We start from the raw sequence: 17,219 nt of genomic DNA on the forward strand, positions 1-17,219 counted from the left end.
CCCTTGTTTGTCTTGCTGAAATGAATGTGATCGACGAGGAAACCCGTCCATCACACGCGCAATACGCACAAGGAGTTCAAAAGCATTCTGCCGGGTCGGTCCGGAGGTCTGGACGGTGGCGGCGGGGCACGGGGGCCGGCCGGTTCGGCCGCCCGGGATACCGGATGGGCGCGGCGGAACCGGAAAAGCAGTCCCAGTCCGACGATCAGGGCGCCGATCGCACCGAGTACGGCGAGACACAGGTGCAGAAAGCCGTGGTCGTCGTGCGGGGAGGTGGGATGGTCGCCATCCTGCTCGGTGGCCGCGGTTCCTTCACCGTGCCCGGCGCTCGTGACCTGTGCCGCCGGAGCCATCTCCGGCATGCCTGTCGACGTCGTCAAGTGGTGCATCGCCACGAGGCAAAAGGCGAGCACACCCAGCAGGAAGACCCGCTGGGTTCTGCTGAGCGCGCTCGCCGTCATGGCCCAAGGTTACCTATCTGCTTCGGCGAATGCGGCGGGGTCACGGCTTTCACGCCGCCACCGGGGTGAGGCGTTCGGCCTTGTCGAGTGCGCGGAGGCACCAGGCGCAGCCGGCTCCGATCACGGCGAGGACGGCCCATGGTGCCGCTGGTGCACCGGCATTTCTCGCGATGTCCAACGCGGTGCCGGTGAGCAGGTTGCCCAGCAGGATGCCCACGCCGACCACGGTGTTGTAGAGCCCATAGTGCGTCGCGACCAGTTTGCCGCCGGAGAGGGCGACGATCGTGTCCATTTCGAACGGGAAGACCACGATGGTCCCGAGTGCGAGCAGGGCGGCGGAGAGAATCAGCGATGCCCAGCTCAACGCGGCTGGGCCGGCCGTCGCGCCCGCGGTGAGCATGGGCGGGAGGAACGCCGCTCCCATCAGCAGGAGGCCGACGGCGAGGCATTTGCCGGATCCCCACCGTCGCCTGCACCACGCGGTGATCCGCAACTGTCCGGCGATCGCCAGGCCGCCGGACACCGCGAACAGCAGTGCCACCAGGGTGGTTCCGGCCACTCCGGGGCCGCCGACCAGGCGAGCCTCGAGGGGAAGCGCGAGATAGACCTGGAACGACAGGACGTACGAGCCGATCATCGCGAGGGAGAACAGCACGAACGAGCGGTTGCCGAACGCGGTCGCCCAGTCCTGCCGGATCGAGGTGCGTGCGGCCGGGTCGCTCTTGGCACGCGAACGAGGTGGCAGGGACCGTATCTGCAGCACGGTCAGGACGGCGAACACCGCGGCCGCGACGAGGCAGGTCACCTGGAAGGCGAAGCTCGTCAGGACCAGCCCGACGACCGGGCCCAGCAGGATGCCCGCCTGGTAGAACACGTTGAACAACGCGAAAGCTTCGACCCGCCGCTCCTCGCCGGCGTCTTCGGCGAGGTAGGCCCGCACCGCGGGATTGAACAACGCACCCGCGAACCCGGTGGCCGCCGACGCGACGATCAGCGCCGGAACCGAATCGACCAGGCCGAGCAGGGCGAACCCGCCCGTCCGCAACGCGCATCCCGCCACGATCAACGGTTTGTAGCCGAGCCGGTCGGCCAGCGTGCCACCGATCAGGAACATGCCCTGCTGGGAGAAGTTCCGCACGCCCAGGATGAGCCCCACCGCCCAACCCGCCAGCGCGAGATCCGCGGACAGGTGCCCGGCGAGGTAGGGCATCAGCATGTAGAAGCCCAGGTTGATGGTGAACTGGTTCAGCATCAACAGCTGGGAAGGCCGGTCGAACGACCGGAACTTGACGGCCAGATCCTTCACGCCCGCACCTCGGACGGGTCGATGACGTGTGCGCAGCGTGTCCACCGCTCGACGACCTGGTCGGCGGGGTCGTCGACGACGTCGGGCTCGTCCGCGGGGGTCTGTCCGAGCAGGCCGTTCGCCGCGCAGTAGTCGTCGTTGTAGACGGTGTCGAAGTAGCGGTGAGGGCCGTCGGGGAAGATCGTGACGATCCTCGTGTCGGCGGCTTCGGTCCTCGCGAGCCAACCGGAGACGAGTGCGACCGCCCCGACGCTCCACCCGCCGGTCGCGTGGTGCGACGCGGCGAGCCGGCGGCAGGTCCACACCGCCTCGGCCGGTGCGACCCAATGGACTTCGTCGAAACCGCGGTAGTCCACATTGCGCGGGTAGATGCTCGAGCCGAGCCCGCGCATCAACCGGGGGCGCGCCGGTTGCCCGAAGATCGTGGAACCGATGGTGTCGACGCCGACAACCTTCATCCGCGGGTAGTGCTCCCGCAGGACCCGCGAGACGCCGGCCGAATGGCCGCCGGTGCCCACCGAGCACACCAGGACGTCGATGCGGTCGAGCTGGTCCACCAGTTCCAGGGCGAGCGGTTCGTAGGCGTCCACGTTGTCGGGGTTGTTGTACTGGTCGGGGCAGTAAGCGCCGGGCTCTTCGGCCAGGAGCTGCTGCACGCGGTCCCGGCGGGCCTGTTGCCAGCCACCGGTGGGGTGCGGCGCGGTGACGAGCTCGACACGGGTGTCGTGCGCGGCCAGCATCCGGTGCACGATGGGTTCGAGGCCAGGGTCGGTGACCACGGTGACCGGGTGGCCGTAGACGATTCCGGCGAGCGCGAGGCCGAGACCCAGCGTGCCGCTGGTCGACTCCACGATCCTCGCCCCCGGAGCCAGGTCGCCCCGCTCCCGTGCGCGGGCGATCATGTGCAAGGCCGGGCGGTCTTTCATGCCGCCGGGATTGAATCCTTCGAGCTTCGCCCAGAAGCCGCGGCCCGGCGCCGCGTCCGGTTCATCGATCCACAGCACCGGGGTGTTGCCGACCGCATTGGCCGGATTGCGGCCGTGCGTGCTGGTCCTTTGGCCGGGGAGGGTGGTCCCGGCCACGGTCGAGCCACTGGCGGACAGGGGTGTCCTCATCGAGATCTCTTTCAGTGAATCGTCGCGGGGCGCGACGGTCGAACGGAACGGGGTCGGCTGGGTCGTTCAGCCCGATCACGTTCGCGTGACACAGATCTCGATGAGCAAGGCGCGTCCGGTTGAGCACGGATCTCGTCCCGGGCTTCCACGGCCGGGGGAATGAACCGGTGAGTGGAATAATCCGGTAAACGTATTCTCGACGGGAATCGCCGACCACGTCGTATCCGTCGTTCCTCGCGTACCGCGATGAATGGCGTCGGTGGTCGTGTGCTGCTGGTGCGCGTGGTGCTCAGGTTCGCAGTCGTCGGCCAGTGGGGCATGCGTCGCTGAACTGGTGGCGACATGCTCGTCCGCGTAGGCGTGTGCCTGCGGGAAACATTGGCCCAGCTGCAGCGAAAGAAGCCAAAAGAGCAGAGTGATGAGCCACAGCATTGGCTTCACTCTGCGACGCGGCGTAGTCGGATAGCCCCTCACAGTTATCGGACCGTATCAGCAAAGATCTTCCGTCTGCCACCTTCGATCGTACTAGTTCTACTAGTAGCGAAAAATTCACTCGATTTCGCGTCTGACTACTACCCGTGGTAGTTGATAGTGAACTCCAATTGAACGCAGTGTGATCGAGCGGTCTGGCATGTCCCGGGATGCGGGAATGCCGAGTAATCAGATTGAGTATTCCTTGTTGTTGACAGGAAAAAGCGGGTGCGGGGTCATGCGGGACCCCGCACCCGCCGACACGCGTCGCCGAGGGGGAGGGTCGACGCGGGCAGTGCGGAACGCTACGAGAGCGCTCTCGCGTTGCTGATACTAGGTGTAATAGTAGTTGCTTGGCAAGTCGTTGCGCAGTGGGCGAAGCAGTCCGGGAAGAGCGATCTGGACAGAAGGTGGCGAGCGCGGAGCGACGGTGGAGCCGAACGCGGAATTCACGACCAGGCTCCGTATCATCGCCGTCGTGACGCGGACAGCCCGCCGGACGACAGCCGTGCGAGGACAGCTCGCGCGGCTTGTCGCCGTGCTGGCCGTCCTCGCTGGGGTGGCGTTCGCGGTCGGGTTGCAATGCGCCGAAGGCATGGCCATGCCGATGGCGCATGGCATGGGCCAGACAGAGCCGCACGTCGCCTGCGATTCCTCGGCGAGCCACGAGGGATCGTCGACGGAGATGCGGGTCGCCGCCCCTTGTGCGGCCGAGAGCGGCGGAATGCCCGGCCATCGGGGTTCGGGTGGGACGCTGGCGACCTGTCTCGCCTTCCTGTTCGCGGTCGTCGCGGCCGTCGCGGCGTTGCCACCTTCAGGGTTGTGGTGCCTGGTAACGGCTTCCAGGCGAGTACGCGTTGTGGTGACAACCGCCGTCCGGTCTCGTACCCCGAGGCTTGAGGAACTCTGCCTTCTGCGCGTGTAGGAGAAGTCTGCCCGCATCACGGCCGGTCGACGCGATCGCCGTGCCGGGCCGGCGCTCGTCGACTTCGCTCTACTTCCTCGTAGGAGGCTTTTCCCATGAATCTTGCTGCTGTCCTCGTCACCGGCCTGTTCGCCGGCGGCGTGTCCTGTGCCGCGGTCCAAGGTGGACTGCTGACCGGGCTGATCACCCGCCAAAAAGCGGCGACCGTAGCACCGGCTCGCCGAGTCCGGTCCGAACAAGAGGTGGATCAGCGGGGCTGGCGCGCCCAGCTCGGTGACGACCTCGCGCCGGTTGGCGGGTTCCTCGCAGGCAAACTGGTTTCGCACACGCTGCTCGGAGCGCTCCTGGGAGCCGTCGGCGGTGCCGTCGAACTGTCCGTCGGCGCCCGCACCTGGCTCCAGATCGGCGCCGGTCTCTTGATCATCGTCTTCGGGCTGGCGCAGCTCGGTGTGCCTGGATTCCGCCGGGTGGTCGTCGAACCGCCGATCTCGTGGATGAAGATCGTCCGGAACCGGGCTCGGTCCCAGGCCGCGCTGGCGCCGGCACTGCTCGGCCTGGCCACCGTCCTCATTCCGTGCGGGGTGACGTTGTCGGTCGAAGCCCTGGCGCTGACCTCGGGCAGCGCGCTCGCCGGCGCGGCGACGATGGCGGTGTTCGTACTCGGTACCGGTCCGTTGTTCGCGATCCTCGGCTATGCCGCCCGCAAGGCCGCGACCGCGTGGCAGGGAAGGCTCGCCCTGGTGACCGGGCTCGTTGTGCTGGCGATGGGCTTCTACACCCTCAACGGAGGTTTGGAACTCGCCGGATCACCGCTGGCCGCCAGTCGCATCGCCCAAGCCGTCGGCGGCTCGGAAGCGGCTGCCGACACCGCAGCAGCGTCCACGGTGGACGGGAAGCAGACTGTGGTGATCACCGCGCGCACCGGTTCCTACAGTCCGGAGAACGTTCAGGCGAAATCCGGGGTGCCCACCACGCTGGTGGTCAAGACGGAAGGGGCGCAGGGCTGTGTGCGGTCGTTCGTCATCCGCGACGAGCAGAAGATCCTGCCCGTCAGGGGCGAGACCCGGATCGACCTGGGTGTCCTGCAGCCGGGGCGACTGGATTACGCCTGCAGCATGGGCATGTACACCGGCGCCATCACCGTCATCTGAATCAAGGAGTCCACTATGGCATCAACCGAGAAGTTGGTCTTCCGGGTCGACGGAATGCACTGCGGCAGCTGCGCACTGCTCATCGACGACGCGCTGGAAGACCTCCCTGGCGTGCTGAGCACGCAGACGACCGTGAAGAAGGGGACCAGCACCGTCGAGCTGGACGCGGATCGAAGCAGTGTCGACGACGTGGTCAAGGCGATCGAGGACCTGGGCTACCGCGCCTCCCCGCGGCCCTGACCGGGGGCCTGCTCGGGCGTGGCGTCATCGGATCCATGCCTGCTCGTTCGTCGCAGCAGCAGGTAGCCGAGCGCCACGCCCAGCTCGGCACCGACCGTGTTGGCTTGGTCGGACAGGCTGCAGTAACGGCCCGGGACCAGCGTCTGCAACGGCTCGATGAGCGCGGGGAGCAGGAACGCGAAAAGCAACATCGGCAGCGCACGCCTGGTCGCCAGGGTTGCCGCGCAGGTCAGGGGTAGCAGCAGAGCGTTGAGCAGAGTGCCGCCGAGTCCGCCGCCGGAATGCAGGAGTCCGTCGATCGGGTCCGCGGTACCGAGCGACAGGCATGGGTGGAACTCGTAGGCGCCCGAGTCTTCACCGGGGGTCAGGGTGATGGCCAGGCTGGCGGCGAGCAGCATGAGCGTCGCCAAGGTGGCGTTCCTGCCCCAGCTGGTGCGTGCCGCGAGCAGTCTGGCCAGCGGCACGCACCAGGCGGCCGACGACCAGGGCGACCAGTGTCCAGCCCGAAATGGGCACGTGGGTGCCGAAGACCGTCACGGTCGCTCCTCGCTGTCGTCCGCGTGGTGAGGTCATCACACGCCGACCTCTCTACTGCGGGCTCTAGTAGGTAGATCGCCGGTGTGGCGTTCGTCGGTTCAGGGGAGGCTCAGGGGCTCCGGGCAGGCCGGGTTCGCTTCTTCGCTGCGATGTCGGCTTTCATGGCTTGGAGCAACTGGACAACGGGTGTCAGGTCATCGACTTCCTGGCGGCAGCTCCGGCAGAACCGGATGTGTCGTTCGAAGTTCGCGCGTTCGGTCTCATTGAGGCTGCCGATCAAGTAGGCCGCCGCTGAGATGCCCAGTGGGCAGAAGCTGGCCATCGCGCCTCCTCGGTCTGGCACCAAGCTATACTATAAACCTTAGTAGAGTGCTGGCGACCGGAAGAGGAGTGACGATTGCACACTGGGTACTATCGTGGCTAGTATCGCATTCGTGCGAGTTTCCCTGCTGGTCACTCGTTACGGCGCGGCGGGCGCGGGCCTGGTTCCTGTACCCCAGGTTCGCACCGCCCGTTGCCGGTTCCGCTTTCCAGAGAAGTGATGGCGCGGGCGTGATCGATCATGTTCTCGTTTCCCGGATCGCGACCATCAGCGTGGATTGACCATCGCTGCCGCTGCTTTAGTGGTGGGGTCAGTGACGTTGCGGGTGGTCGGCGTGCCGGCGATCGACCATCACGGACCGCTGCACTATCTGGGCGTCATGGACCCGCTGTGTGGTGGCGCGCGGGCGACTTTCCTTTTGCTCACAGGAGAAGCGGCTGCTGCCGCCCGCTACAACCCGCTGGTCTTCCCGCTCGCCGCAGCGGTTCTCTGCGTGGTGGCGCGCTCCTGTATCGGGTTGGTCACCGGTCGTTGGCTGGAGATCCGAGTGTCGCGACGATGGCGACGTGGCGCCCTCGTGGTTCTCATCGTCGCGATGGCAGCCTTGTCGGTTCGCCGGCAGTGGAACGCCGAGTTGTTGATGCAGTCGTGGTCAGTGGCCCGCTCTTGAGCGCGCTCAGGTCATCGTCGCCGCGGCGAGAACGCACGCCAAAGCCCGCTTCACCGGTCCCGCGGGTGCGTTCCCGTTCGTCAGTGCGGCGAGCCGGGGCTCCACGCCGCTGCCGCCCATGGTCAGGGTGCCATCCGGAGTGCCGTGCCCGGCCACGCTGAGCAGCGCCGTCCGCACCGTTTCGGCGCCGTGTTCGCGTAGCTGAACGCCATCGGTTCATCGTGGTCCAGCCACCAGGTCCGGGAGCACCGGTCGTCGCAGCGGGCGGCCATTTGCAGGGTCTCGAGGTGCTGACGGCGAGTGCGAGCACGTCGTCGCGCGAATTGCACGACGATGACGGCGAACCGGAGAGTCGGCAGCGAGACGGGCACGATGCCGGTCAGGCCCGCGAAAACCTCGGCGCGCGGGGGAGTGTCATGGGAGATCGCCGCCAGGCACTCGCTGACGATCGACATCGCGGTGGTGCCGGCACCGTGGCCTGGAGACAGCAGTAGCACGGTGCCCGCGACGGTCGCGGCAAGAACGCCGACGGCGGCCAGCAGCCAGGCGACGAGTAGTGCCACGGGGTCTGCACGGGCCGGATTGATCCTGTTCGGCAGGCCGGGCGTGAGCCAGCCGGTCAGACCCGCGCCCAGCACGAGTGCCAGAGCCGCGGTCATTCGCGGGCCGTTCTGCGCAAACCGTTGCGCAGCACCGCCGATTCCTCGGGAGACACGGTCGTGGCGAAGTGGAGAAGGACGGCTTCGGGATCGCCGGACTCGTTCAGGATCTCCCGCAGTGACTTCGCGGCGGCTTGAGCGCGGCTCTGCGCCGGGTGGTAGGCGAACGCCTTACCCTGCCGTTCGCGTTGCGCCCATTGCTTGCGGTGCAGGTTGTCGAGCACCGTCATCACCGTGGTGTAGGCGAGATCCTTGCCGGTGTCGAGTTGCTCGAGGACTTCACGGACCTTCAGCGGGGTGTCGGCGCGCCACAGGATGTCCATCACGGCGCTCTCAAGGTTTCCCAGACCGTGCATAAGACCACCTTCTTTACCGCTGGGGCCCGGCGGCGCGATGCCGGGCCCCAGCTCTACTAGTCAGGATCGTAGCACTCGGTGTTCAGTCGGATCCGGAGCAGACGATGGCCGGCGTCGGTCATCCCGGCGAAATACGAGGCGTTGTAGAGCGTCGCAGCGAACTGCGAGATTCCGCCGCCGACAGCGCGTGCGGGCACGCCCTCTTCGATCACGCCGGCGTCGACGTAGCCCTGGGCGCGGCCACGCGGGCCCGTGAAGTCGTTGCGGCTGAACGTGTTTCCGGGCTTGACGATCGCGCCGTTGACCTTCTCGGCGACCACGCGGATGTTGCCCCCGGAGTCCCGGGCGAAACCGCGGGTCCTAACCTCCCCGACGACCTCCTTGATGCCGAGCTTGGAGATCTCCTCTGTGGTGACCTGAGCCTGGGTGTTCCGGTACTCGGCGACGGCGGTCCGGTTCCCGTCCTCGGAGATGGCCTTGAGGAGGTGGGCAACGTCTTGTCCCACCCCATCCTCGGACGGGGTGAACGTCAGGGCCTCCGCGATGGTCGGCGCGGACACTGTGAACTCTCGGCCATCGCCCCGTACGGTCGCCGGTCCGGACACCGCGGGTGCCGCCACCTGCTCGATCGCCACCTGCACGCTCTCAGCGGTGGCCTTCGGCCGGGACCGTCTCGACCGGAAGCTCGAAACGGTCCGCGGAGGCCCATCCGCTCAGCAGTGCCTGCCGCGCCGTCGCCGGGTTCAGCCGTCGGCCTTCGTGCGGTAGCACGGGAACGGGAGTCAGCCCCTCGAAGCGGACGTTCCCCTCCACGAGCGCGCGGTCGACTGGTGCGTGGGTATGCCGGTGCGTGAGCTTGAGCTGACACATCAGGCTGTGGCATGGTCGTGGTCGTTCCCTGGTAGGTGTCACCCACAGGCATGGTCCTGCCTTTCCTGGCCTACTCCTGCACCCTCCGGCGGCGAATCGTTCATGATCCGGTTCAGGGCTCCACGCCTGGACGAGGGTCGTGTCCGATGTTCGCCCGAGGAGAAGGAGCACTACCGTGAGCACCATTCGTCGTCGCATCATCGTCGCTGCCGCTTTGCCTGCCGTGGCCTTCGGTTTCTCGCTGGCCGGTGCGGGCGTCGCGGCCGCGGCTCCCGCACCGGCAGCCGCGGTTTCGTCGTCCACCGGCCACGACCATGACCATCACCATGGCATCGGCCTCAACCTGAACCTCAACGTCCTGCTCGGCCTGCACTTCACCGGTAACGGCTGGGACCACGACGACTGCGATGGCCACGGTGGTCTTCTCGGCCTCGGCTGATCTCACGGGAAAGCGGGTGGGGCCCGGTCGGAGCCGGGCCCACTCCTTCCAGCACCGGATTCTCGTGGATTCCAGATGGCGCCAAGCCGCGCCACCCGCGAGTACGAAAGCAGAGTGTCCGCGAAGGTCAACCATGCCCTCGTCGGGGTCCGCCCGAGGGTGGTGGGGTACGCCCGTTGTCGTGCGTAGCCAGGACACGGGCGGGAAGGAGATCACACGTGTTCGGCAAACGCTATGCCGCAGCGATGATCAACCGCAGTGCGGAGAACCCGCGGGATCGGCGTCGATTCCTGCGCGCTGCCGGGATGACGGGTCTTGGGGTCGTCGGGGCGGGAGCTCTCGGGAGCCTGGCCGGTCCCGCTGCCGCCGCCACTCCCCGGCAGGCCGCGGAGGAAGCGGCGGCGGAGGGGGTCAGCGACGGTGCCGTGCTCAACTTCGCTCTCAACCTGGAGTATCTGGAAGCCGAGTTCTACCTGCACGCCGTCACCGGAAAGGGGCTCGCCGACGCGATGACCACCGGCACCGGGACCCGTGGCGGGGTCACCGGGGGCCGTGCGGTGCGGTTCAAGACGAAGGCGGCCCGCCAGTACGCCCAGGAGATCGCCTCCGACGAAAAGGCGCATGTGGAGTTCTTGCGCGCCGCGCTCGGCTCGGCGGCGGTCAGCCGTCCGGCGATCGATCTGCAGGCCAGCTTCACCGCGGCGGCTCAGGCGGCCGGTCTGGTCAGGAAAGGCCAGAGCTTCGACGCTTTCGCCTGCGAGGAGAATTTCCTGCTCGCCGCGTACCTGTTCGAGGACGTCGGTGTCACCGCCTACAAGGGCGCGGCGCCGTTGATCAGCAACAAGACCTACCTCGAGGCCGCCGCCGGCATTCTCGCCGTCGAGGCGTATCACGCCGCCAACATCCGTACCGCGCTCTACCAGCACAGCGGCGGAATTCTCGGTCTCGGCCTGCTGGGCCGTGATCTCCGGGAAGCCAGCGTCAAACTTTCCCACGCGCGCGACAGTCTCGATGGCACCACGGATCTCGACCAGGGCGTCGTCGACGGGCAGGGCCGCGCGAACATCGTTCCCACCGACGGCAACGGGATCGCCTTCAGCCGGTCGCCGGGCCAGGTACTGAACATCGTCTACCTGACGCCCAAGGCGGCCACTTCGGGCGGATTCTTCCCCAAGGGCGTCAACGGTGACGTGAACACCAGCGCCGCCAACGGCTGACGCTGGGGCAGGGCCGAGCGGGCGCCTCCGCTCGGCCCTGCCATGGATCCGGCGAAACAGCGGTTCGCCGAGGGGCCGCTCAAAGGGTCAGAGCGAGACCGATCGGGCGGGTGAGCAGCGGCGACAGGACATGGGCTCGGCCGGTGGCCAAGTCGATGCGCACCAGTAGCGGGATACCGTGCGCTCGGACGGCCGCGACGGCCTTGTAGTCGCGTGGGTCGTAGGTACCGGTACTCGCGGCGCCGGCGATGTCGAACCCGTTCACCGAGCCGATGTCGAGGCCGAGTCCGCCGATCGTGGCGAGCCGGCCGGTGTTGGGCGAGACGACCGGTGTCTCCCCGGGCAGACTGCCCTGCTTGACGAGGGTGTCGTCCCTGGAGTCGAGGCCGTAGAGCGCCGTCGATGTCGCTCCTGCGACGCTGTTGGTGTAGCCGGACGCGGTCACCCGGGGAGTCTGTGACCGGTCCGGGTAGCTCAGCGGCGAATCGGTGCCCGCGATCGCGCCGGTGTCCGGGTGCAGGCGGAGGTTGAGGCCGCTGTCGGTCACCAGCCTGATCCGGTCGACGACCGGGTTGAAGTCGAAGCCGATCGCTTTGCCCCGCAGGGAGATCGGCGAACCGACAGCGGTGGCCTTCGCGGTCTTGGCCTCGATTCGGTAGAGCCGGCCCGAGGCGGCCAGCGAATAGAGCGAACCAGTGGCCGGACGGGTGTCCAGGCCGATCAGGCGGTCGCCATCGAGCAGACCGGAGACCCGCTTCGACGAAGCGGGCAGCAGCGGCCTCTCACAGTGGTGTCTGCTCAGCGTGCCGTTCTCGCTCAGGATGAGGACGCCGCAGTCTCCCTTCTTCGTCGGCGCGGCGGAAGCGGCGGTGCCGCTGGCCATCAAGGCCAGCGCCATACCGCCGGTCAGCAGTATGCGGGTGGTTTTGCCCATGGTCGGCTCCTGTCGTCGAGTGGTTCGGCCGGTGTCTACGTCCGTGGTGTCCTCCGCGTTCACCTGCTCCGAAGAAATTCGACGATCGGATGAACGTTCACCCCACCCGCTCCGAACACAGGTCGGTAGGAGGGACGCGGGATGGGTGGATCGGCAGGCGGTGGCCTCGGTCTGACCGGGGAGCAGGCGCTTCGTGCGGTGTACAACGCGCACGGACCGGAGCTGTATCGGTTCGCGATGCGGCAGTTGAACGACGATGGTGCGGCCCAGGACGTGGTGCAGGAGGTGTTCTTGCGCGCGTGGCGGGCGGCGGAGAGGTTCGATCCCGAGGTGGCGAGCCTGCGGGTGTGGCTGTTCGCGATCGCGCGGAACGTGATCGTCGATGAGATGCGCCGCCGGTCCGTCCGGCCGGCGAGACAGCTCGGGCTGGCCGAGGAACCGACCGAACCGGGGTTCGACGAACGGCGGATCAACGCCTGGCTGGTCGAAGAGGCCTTGCGCCGGATCACCCCGGAGCATCGGGTGTGCCTGGTCGAAACCCAGTTACGTGGCCGGCCGTACGCGGAGGTCGCCGCCGAGCTGGGGATCCCGGTCGGCACACTGCGCACGAGGCTGTTCTACGGGTTGCGGGCGCTCCGCGTCACGATGGAGGAAATGGGGGTCGAGCTGTGAATCCCGACGATCACCGCGTCCTGCGGGAAACCCTGGGAGCCTACGCGCTCGACCGGCTTGACGAGCACGAACGGCTCAAGATCGACGCGCATCTGTCCGGTTGCGCGGACTGCCGGTCGGAACTGCGAGAGCTGAGGCCGGTCGTGCGCGCGCTCAGCTTGGCCGACGCCGCGCATCTCAGCGATCAGGAGCAGGTGATCGTCCCGCCCGATCTCGGCGACGCGGTCGTGCGGAGGGGCACCGAGGGCCGGAAACGGCCCCGTCGGCGTCCACCGCGCTGGGCCGCGGCCGCGGTGATCGCGTTGGTCTTCGGTGCCGGCGCCGGCTGGATCGCGCACCCGGACGTACCGGGGCCAGGGCCGTACGAAGCCGTAACGGTGACTACGTCGATTCCCGCGATAGAAGCGTCCGCCGGGGTGGTTCCGCACACCTGGGGCGTCGAGATCAAGCTGACCGCGACCGGATTCGAGACGAACGCACGCTATCGGGTGATGATCGTGGACGAGACCGGTGCGGAGACGGCGGCGGGCGAGTTCATCGGAACGGGCGCCGTGGAGATGCGGTGCAACCTCAACAGTTCCGTATTGCGCGCCAGCGCCGGTGGATTCCGGGTGCTCGACGCCCAGGGCAGGGTCGTGCTCATTTCCGACTTCTGATCCGTGCGCGGCAGCTGCCGGAAGGGCGGAAGGAGCCGGCCGTCGCCGCGGCCATGGAGTGAACCAGCGACGGCGACGACCGGCGGAACGCCGCCGCTACAGCGTTCCCCATGCGGCAGATCGTGCATATCCTGCCGCGTGGCTGGAGCCCACACCCCGGATGGCGGTGTGGGCATGGAAGTGGCCACCGCGGCTGAAGAGTTCGACAGCCGCGGCGGCCACCCTGACCGGGTCATCGACGGGGGTGAGCGATGGCCCGGACGAGGGTCAGTTCTTGTTGGTGCCCGGGGTGAGCACCTTGTCGATGACGAAGACGGTGGCGTTCTTGGTGGGGATGTTGCCGCACAGGATCTTGGCGCCGTTGACTGTCATGTTCTCGCCGGTGCCTTCGATTTTCACCGGACCACCGGCGGTGTTGAGGGATTCAACCGAACCGGCGGTCGCGAGGCCCTTGGCGTCGTAGCGCTTGCCGACGACGTGGTACTGCAGGATCGGGGCCAGCTGGTCGGGCTTGCCGGCGAGCTCGTTGAACTTGGCGTCACCGAGTGCGGCGAAGGCCGGGTCGGCCGGGGCGAACACGGTGATGGCCTGCTGGCTGTTGAGGGTGTCGACCAGGTTGGTGGCCTTGACCGCGGCGACCAGTTTGGTCAGCAGCGGGTTGGTCGAGGCGGCGCTGGCGACCGGCTGCGGGCCCATCGAGTCCAGTGAACCGGGCTCGCTGCCCTGCGGCAGCTGCGAACAGGCCGGGCCGAACACGTCGGCGTTGGTGGTCACACCGTCGGGCGAACCGGTCGAGCCGGAGCTGGACATCGGGGCCGACGAGGACGGAGCGGGCGCGGGGGTGTTGGCATTCCCGGACGAAGCGCCGTCGTCACCGCTGCATGCGGAGAGTGCCAGTGCGGCGACCGCGGTGAAACCGATACCTGCGACACGAATCTTGTTCACGAAAATCACTCCATTGCTGAAGGCGGCTGAATTCGTCCACTGTGGACGGGTAGCTTCTTGGCTTCTCGGAAGTGATTCGCGGCGGCAGGCGACGTGGATTGGTCGTTCGCCGATCTTTCTCAGGCCGTCGGGAGCGGACCCGCGATGTTCAGCGGTGAGGGATCGAATTCACCCCACGCGCCGAGCGGCTTCGGCGATCTCCACCCCGCCTTGCTCGGCACAGAGCGCCAGCAAGGAAGCGGCGGCCCGGCTGTCGATCTCGTGCCGCGCCATGAGTACCTCTTTGGCACGCTCGATCGCCGCCATCTCGCGCCACAGGGACGCACGTCGCTCTACGTCGTCATCCTCGTCGGTCGCCACCGGACAAGAATTACGAAAGCGCCCTTGTCCTGGAACCCGCGTGTGCCACTCGTACCAAGGTGAGTGGCGGCCATACCTCGATCGGCGCAACGTCCACTCGCGGACAGTCACGAAAATGCCGTATTCCGCCCTGGTTCTCGCCGACCGGAGCCGCACCACCGGTTCTACTCCAGAGGGTGGCGTGGGCCACACGATCAGGTCGTGACGATTTCTCCGCGGCCGGGTCTGTAGTGGTGTGGAGGGAACGCGGAACGTCGCGAACATACCCACCCGACAGCGAATTCGACCAGAGGAGAGATCATGACGAACCCGGCCATCACCAAGACTCCGTCCCACGCGGCCGAGAAGAGCAACAGCAACAGCGACAGCTCCCTCGTCACGTCGCAGGGGACCACGTCGATCGCCGACGTCGTCGTGGCGAAGGTCGCGGGCCTGGCGACCCGTGAAGTGTCGGGGGTCTACGACCTCGGCGGCGGCGCGGCCCGCGCGTTCGGCGCGATTCGCGAGCGGATCCCGGGCGCGTCGGCGTCCGTCGCGCAGGGTGTGTCGGTCGAAGTGGGGGAAAAGCAGGCCGCGGTCGATCTCCAGATCCTCGTCGAGTACGGAGTGTCGATCGCCGACCTGGCGCGTTCGGTCCGTAAGAACGTCATCACCGCGGTCGAGCACACCACCGGTCTCGAGGTCGTCGAGGTCAACATCAACGTCTCCGACGTGCACATCCCGGGCGACGACGAGGACGACGACAGCTCGAACGGCGCCGGCCGCGTCCAGTGACGAACGGCGTCGAGATCGACGCCGACCGGATCGCCACCGCTGTGCGGGCCCAGCCCACCGTCGCGGGCTTGCACAGCGGCCGGTTCGGCGAGATCGCCACCCTGCTGCCCGGCCGCCGCGTGGCAGGAGTCCGGATCCGCCCGGACGGCATCACCATCGGGGTCATCGGCCGCTACCCGGCCACTGTCGCGCAGATCGGCGACGAGGTCCGGGCCGCCGTAGGCCCGAGCGATCACCCGGTGAACGTGCGGGTCGGTGACATCGTGACGCCGCCCGTCGTCCCGGCCCAGCCGGTGAACCCGGACGCCTCCGCGTCACCTTCCTGATTCTCCGAACGGCCCTCTGGTTCTTCGCGGGCCGATCGTCACCGCAAGGAGAGACACCATGTCTTCCACCCAACTCGGCCTGCTGACCGGCCTCGCGCTCGGCCTCGCCGGTGCGTTCGGCGGCTTCGGCGCCTTCCTGATCGTGCTGGTCCTCGGTGCGCTCGGCCTCCTGGCCGGCCGTGTCCTCGACGGCAAGCTCGACCTGTCCCAGCTCACCGGTCGCGACAGGGGCTGACCACCATGACCGTCACCTTGCCCGCCCCCGCGTCCGAGACGGCCCCGGAGGACGTCGGCGACCGCGGCCTGCTCACCATTTCCGACACCACCGTCGAACGGATCGCGGCTCACGCGGTGACCGAGGTCGACGGAGCCGGCGGTGCCGCGAGTCGAGTGCTCGGTGTCGCCGTCGGCGGCGAAGACCTCGACAACACCGCCAAGGTGAGCGCGAAAGTCGACGGTGATACCGCCACCCTCGACGTCCGGCTGTCGATCTCGTATCCCGCCTCGGTCGCCAAGACCACCGAGCAGGTCCGCCGGCATCTGATGCGGCAGGTGCGGGACTTCACCGGGCTGACCGTTTCCCGGGTCGACATCACCGTCAGCGCGCTGCATTCCGTCACCGCCGAAACGAGGAGGGTCCAGTGAAACGTCGTCCACGCCGGTCCGTTCCGGCCACGATCACCGCGGTCCTGCTCCTCGCCGCGTGCGTCTTCGTCGCGGTCGTCGCGATCCAGACCCTGCTCGGCCGACCACCATGGGTCAGCTACGACACCGTCGCGCAAGCCCTGCACGGCACTCGCTGGAACGAGCTGATCCCCGCCATCGCCGGCGGCGTCATCGGCCTGCTCGGACTGATCTTGCTGCTGGCCGCTGTCATGCCGGGCAAACTCACCGTTCTGCCGTTGGACGGGACGCCCAGTTCGGGCGCGTCCCGCCGTAGCTACCGCTCCACGCTCAGGACCGCCGCGTCCACAGTGGACGGTGTGGCGAACGCGAAGGTGAAACTGAAGCGGCGCAAGGTCACGGCGAAGGTCGTCACCGGGCGCGCCGGCACCGAGGGGCTGGCCGACGCGGTCCGCGGCGCGCTCGAGCACCGGCTGGATCAGATCGCCCCCGCCGACCGCCCGTCCGTCAAGGTCAAGGTTCATTCCGCGAGGAGCGCGTCATGACCAGTCTCAACCGGCCCGCCCGGCTCAACCGCACCTTGCTCGCGTTCACCGGGTTGGTACTGCTGGCGGCGGGAGCCTTCGCCGTGCTGACCTATTTCGGCGAACTCCCGGTCCTAGCACCGGAGTCGACTCTGGTGCCAGGAACCGGGACGCCGCCGACCTGGGTGTGGTACGTCGCCGCGGCCTCCGCTGTCGTTCTCGGGCTTCTTCTCTTGCGGTGGCTCGTCGCGCAATTGGTCCGCAAGCCCAAGACCCACACCTGGCGGTTCGAGTCCGATCCGGACATCGGCCGCACCGAACTGGCCGCGAGCACGGCGATCGAGCCGTTCGTGAACGAGGTCGGCACATATCCCGGCGTGCACGCGGTGCACTCGACGCTGGCGGGAACGCGCGACGCGCCGACCGCCGCCATGGTGATCAGCGTCGAACAGGACGGCGATCTCACCGCGATCCGGCGGCAGCTCGACGCGGAAGGTCTTCCACGGCTGCGCCAGGCACTCGACCTCGACGCCCTGCCGGTCACCATCGAATTCCGGTTCTCCACCAAAACCGGATCCCGCATCGTCTAGAGCCACCCGGCCGGCGGCTACGTGGTCATCTCGGGTCCTTCGGTCGCGCCGCAATCGGCGGCCGGGCGGGGGCGG

26 protein-coding genes are annotated in these 17,219 nt (G+C 67.8%); 14 read left to right on the forward strand and 12 right to left on the reverse strand.

Features of this window, described 5'->3' with window-relative positions; genetic code table 11:
- Positions 1-50: 50 nt before the first annotated feature.
- The 4 genes from ACZ1DY_RS18960 to ACZ1DY_RS18975 form a co-directional block, all read right to left on the reverse strand.
- Positions 51-461 carry a DUF6153 family protein gene (locus tag ACZ1DY_RS18960; RefSeq protein ID WP_465485165.1) on the reverse strand — a complete coding sequence of 137 codons (411 nt, stop codon included), beginning with the start codon at positions 459-461 and terminating at the stop codon, positions 51-53.
- Between the two features lie 49 nt (positions 462-510).
- Positions 511-1,767 carry an MFS transporter gene (locus tag ACZ1DY_RS18965; protein ID WP_465485166.1) on the reverse strand — a complete coding sequence of 419 codons (1,257 nt, stop codon included), beginning with the start codon at positions 1,765-1,767 and terminating at the stop codon, positions 511-513.
- On the reverse strand, positions 1,764-2,882 hold the full coding sequence (locus tag ACZ1DY_RS18970) for a PLP-dependent cysteine synthase family protein (protein WP_465485167.1): 1,119 nt from the start codon (positions 2,880-2,882) through the stop codon (positions 1,764-1,766). Before ACZ1DY_RS18970 ends, ACZ1DY_RS18965 begins: the two co-directional genes overlap by 4 nt.
- 75 nt (positions 2,883-2,957) lie before the next feature.
- On the reverse strand, positions 2,958-3,314 hold the full coding sequence (locus ACZ1DY_RS18975) for a hypothetical protein (RefSeq protein ID WP_465485168.1): 357 nt from the start codon (positions 3,312-3,314) through the stop codon (positions 2,958-2,960).
- 517 nt (positions 3,315-3,831) lie between these two features.
- Here ACZ1DY_RS18975 and ACZ1DY_RS18980 point away from each other — a divergent pair.
- The 3 genes from ACZ1DY_RS18980 to ACZ1DY_RS18990 all read left to right on the forward strand — a co-directional run bounded on the left by ACZ1DY_RS18980 (position 3,832) and on the right by ACZ1DY_RS18990 (position 5,669).
- A complete protein-coding gene (locus ACZ1DY_RS18980) occupies positions 3,832-4,278 on the forward strand; it encodes a DUF6153 family protein (protein ID WP_465485169.1) in 447 nt (148 codons plus the stop codon).
- Between the two features lie 95 nt (positions 4,279-4,373).
- Positions 4,374-5,429, forward strand: a complete 1,056-nt coding sequence (locus ACZ1DY_RS18985; protein WP_465485170.1) for an urease accessory protein UreH domain-containing protein — start codon at positions 4,374-4,376, stop codon at positions 5,427-5,429.
- A gap of 15 nt (positions 5,430-5,444) precedes the next feature.
- Positions 5,445-5,669 (forward strand): heavy-metal-associated domain-containing protein, encoded by a 225-nt coding sequence (locus ACZ1DY_RS18990; protein ID WP_465485171.1) that lies wholly within the window; start codon positions 5,445-5,447, stop codon positions 5,667-5,669.
- Here ACZ1DY_RS18990 and ACZ1DY_RS18995 read toward each other — a convergent pair.
- Positions 5,645-6,133 carry a hypothetical protein gene (locus tag ACZ1DY_RS18995; RefSeq protein WP_465485172.1) on the reverse strand — a complete coding sequence of 163 codons (489 nt, stop codon included), beginning with the start codon at positions 6,131-6,133 and terminating at the stop codon, positions 5,645-5,647. The two genes, ACZ1DY_RS18990 and ACZ1DY_RS18995, sit on opposite strands and share 25 nt — an antisense overlap.
- 708 nt (positions 6,134-6,841) lie before the next feature.
- Here ACZ1DY_RS18995 and ACZ1DY_RS19000 point away from each other — a divergent pair.
- Complete coding sequence (locus tag ACZ1DY_RS19000) at positions 6,842-7,198, forward strand: DUF2752 domain-containing protein (protein WP_465485173.1); 357 nt, start codon at positions 6,842-6,844, stop codon at positions 7,196-7,198.
- 122 nt (positions 7,199-7,320) lie between these two features.
- Here ACZ1DY_RS19000 and ACZ1DY_RS19005 read toward each other — a convergent pair whose 3' ends face one another.
- The 4 genes from ACZ1DY_RS19005 to ACZ1DY_RS19020 are packed head-to-tail and all read right to left on the reverse strand — an operon-like array spanning position 7,321 to position 9,026.
- Positions 7,321-7,857 (reverse strand): hypothetical protein, encoded by a 537-nt coding sequence (locus tag ACZ1DY_RS19005; protein ID WP_465485174.1) that lies wholly within the window; start codon positions 7,855-7,857, stop codon positions 7,321-7,323.
- A complete protein-coding gene (locus ACZ1DY_RS19010; RefSeq protein WP_465485175.1) occupies positions 7,854-8,213 on the reverse strand; it encodes a BlaI/MecI/CopY family transcriptional regulator in 360 nt (119 codons plus the stop codon). The genes ACZ1DY_RS19005 and ACZ1DY_RS19010 overlap by 4 nt, the downstream gene beginning before the upstream one ends.
- Before the next feature lie 56 nt (positions 8,214-8,269).
- Positions 8,270-8,848 carry a VanW family protein gene (locus tag ACZ1DY_RS19015; protein WP_465485176.1) on the reverse strand — a complete coding sequence of 193 codons (579 nt, stop codon included), beginning with the start codon at positions 8,846-8,848 and terminating at the stop codon, positions 8,270-8,272.
- A gap of 10 nt (positions 8,849-8,858) precedes the next feature.
- Positions 8,859-9,026, reverse strand: coding sequence for a hypothetical protein (locus ACZ1DY_RS19020; RefSeq protein ID WP_465485177.1), 168 nt, complete (start codon positions 9,024-9,026; stop codon positions 8,859-8,861).
- A 232-nt stretch (positions 9,027-9,258) separates the two neighbouring features.
- On the opposite strand from ACZ1DY_RS19020, the gene ACZ1DY_RS19025 reads away from it, so the two are divergent.
- Complete coding sequence (locus ACZ1DY_RS19025) at positions 9,259-9,522, forward strand: hypothetical protein (protein WP_465485178.1); 264 nt, start codon at positions 9,259-9,261, stop codon at positions 9,520-9,522.
- A gap of 218 nt (positions 9,523-9,740) precedes the next feature.
- A complete protein-coding gene (locus tag ACZ1DY_RS19030) occupies positions 9,741-10,739 on the forward strand; it encodes a ferritin-like domain-containing protein (RefSeq protein ID WP_465485179.1) in 999 nt (332 codons plus the stop codon).
- Between the two features lie 79 nt (positions 10,740-10,818).
- Here the strand turns inward: ACZ1DY_RS19030 and ACZ1DY_RS19035 are convergent, their stop codons facing one another.
- The gene (locus ACZ1DY_RS19035) at positions 10,819-11,673 is read right to left on the reverse strand and encodes a DUF4394 domain-containing protein (protein ID WP_465485180.1); all 855 of its coding nucleotides are present in this window, start codon (positions 11,671-11,673) and stop codon (positions 10,819-10,821) included.
- A 141-nt stretch (positions 11,674-11,814) separates the two neighbouring features.
- Here ACZ1DY_RS19035 and ACZ1DY_RS19040 point away from each other — a divergent pair, with 141 nt between their 5' ends.
- Both ACZ1DY_RS19040 and ACZ1DY_RS19045 read left to right on the forward strand, forming a co-directional pair.
- Entirely contained in the window at positions 11,815-12,345 is a 531-nt protein-coding gene (locus ACZ1DY_RS19040; protein ID WP_465485181.1) for a sigma-70 family RNA polymerase sigma factor, read from the forward strand.
- Positions 12,342-13,001 (forward strand): anti-sigma factor family protein, encoded by a 660-nt coding sequence (locus tag ACZ1DY_RS19045; RefSeq protein WP_465485182.1) that lies wholly within the window; start codon positions 12,342-12,344, stop codon positions 12,999-13,001. The genes ACZ1DY_RS19040 and ACZ1DY_RS19045 overlap by 4 nt, the downstream gene beginning before the upstream one ends.
- A gap of 267 nt (positions 13,002-13,268) precedes the next feature.
- Here ACZ1DY_RS19045 and ACZ1DY_RS19050 read toward each other — a convergent pair whose 3' ends face one another.
- Both ACZ1DY_RS19050 and ACZ1DY_RS19055 read right to left on the reverse strand, forming a co-directional pair.
- Positions 13,269-13,946: a fasciclin domain-containing protein gene (locus ACZ1DY_RS19050; protein WP_465485183.1), complete on the reverse strand. Its 678-nt coding sequence runs from the start codon at positions 13,944-13,946 to the stop codon at positions 13,269-13,271.
- A gap of 168 nt (positions 13,947-14,114) precedes the next feature.
- Positions 14,115-14,306 carry an ANTAR domain-containing protein gene (locus ACZ1DY_RS19055; RefSeq protein WP_465485184.1) on the reverse strand — a complete coding sequence of 64 codons (192 nt, stop codon included), beginning with the start codon at positions 14,304-14,306 and terminating at the stop codon, positions 14,115-14,117.
- Positions 14,307-14,606: 300 nt separating this feature from the next.
- On the opposite strand from ACZ1DY_RS19055, the gene ACZ1DY_RS19060 reads away from it, so the two are divergent.
- Genes ACZ1DY_RS19060 through ACZ1DY_RS19085 form a run of 6 tightly spaced genes read left to right on the forward strand, consistent with a single transcriptional unit; the run spans position 14,607 to position 17,144 of the window.
- Complete coding sequence (locus ACZ1DY_RS19060; RefSeq protein WP_465485185.1) at positions 14,607-15,080, forward strand: Asp23/Gls24 family envelope stress response protein; 474 nt, start codon at positions 14,607-14,609, stop codon at positions 15,078-15,080.
- The gene (locus ACZ1DY_RS19065; protein ID WP_465485186.1) at positions 15,077-15,406 is read left to right on the forward strand and encodes a hypothetical protein; all 330 of its coding nucleotides are present in this window, start codon (positions 15,077-15,079) and stop codon (positions 15,404-15,406) included. Before ACZ1DY_RS19060 ends, ACZ1DY_RS19065 begins: the two co-directional genes overlap by 4 nt.
- 58 nt (positions 15,407-15,464) lie before the next feature.
- Positions 15,465-15,641 carry a hypothetical protein gene (locus ACZ1DY_RS19070; protein ID WP_465485187.1) on the forward strand — a complete coding sequence of 59 codons (177 nt, stop codon included), beginning with the start codon at positions 15,465-15,467 and terminating at the stop codon, positions 15,639-15,641.
- On the forward strand, positions 15,638-16,051 hold the full coding sequence (locus ACZ1DY_RS19075) for an Asp23/Gls24 family envelope stress response protein (RefSeq protein WP_465485686.1): 414 nt from the start codon (positions 15,638-15,640) through the stop codon (positions 16,049-16,051). Before ACZ1DY_RS19070 ends, ACZ1DY_RS19075 begins: the two co-directional genes overlap by 4 nt.
- The gene (locus ACZ1DY_RS19080; RefSeq protein ID WP_465485188.1) at positions 16,048-16,575 is read left to right on the forward strand and encodes a DUF6286 domain-containing protein; all 528 of its coding nucleotides are present in this window, start codon (positions 16,048-16,050) and stop codon (positions 16,573-16,575) included. Before ACZ1DY_RS19075 ends, ACZ1DY_RS19080 begins: the two co-directional genes overlap by 4 nt.
- On the forward strand, positions 16,572-17,144 hold the full coding sequence (locus ACZ1DY_RS19085; RefSeq protein ID WP_465485189.1) for an alkaline shock response membrane anchor protein AmaP: 573 nt from the start codon (positions 16,572-16,574) through the stop codon (positions 17,142-17,144). Before ACZ1DY_RS19080 ends, ACZ1DY_RS19085 begins: the two co-directional genes overlap by 4 nt.
- Positions 17,145-17,219 lie beyond the last annotated feature (75 nt).

It is taken from the genome of Amycolatopsis sp. PSD-21 (assembly GCF_055561455.1).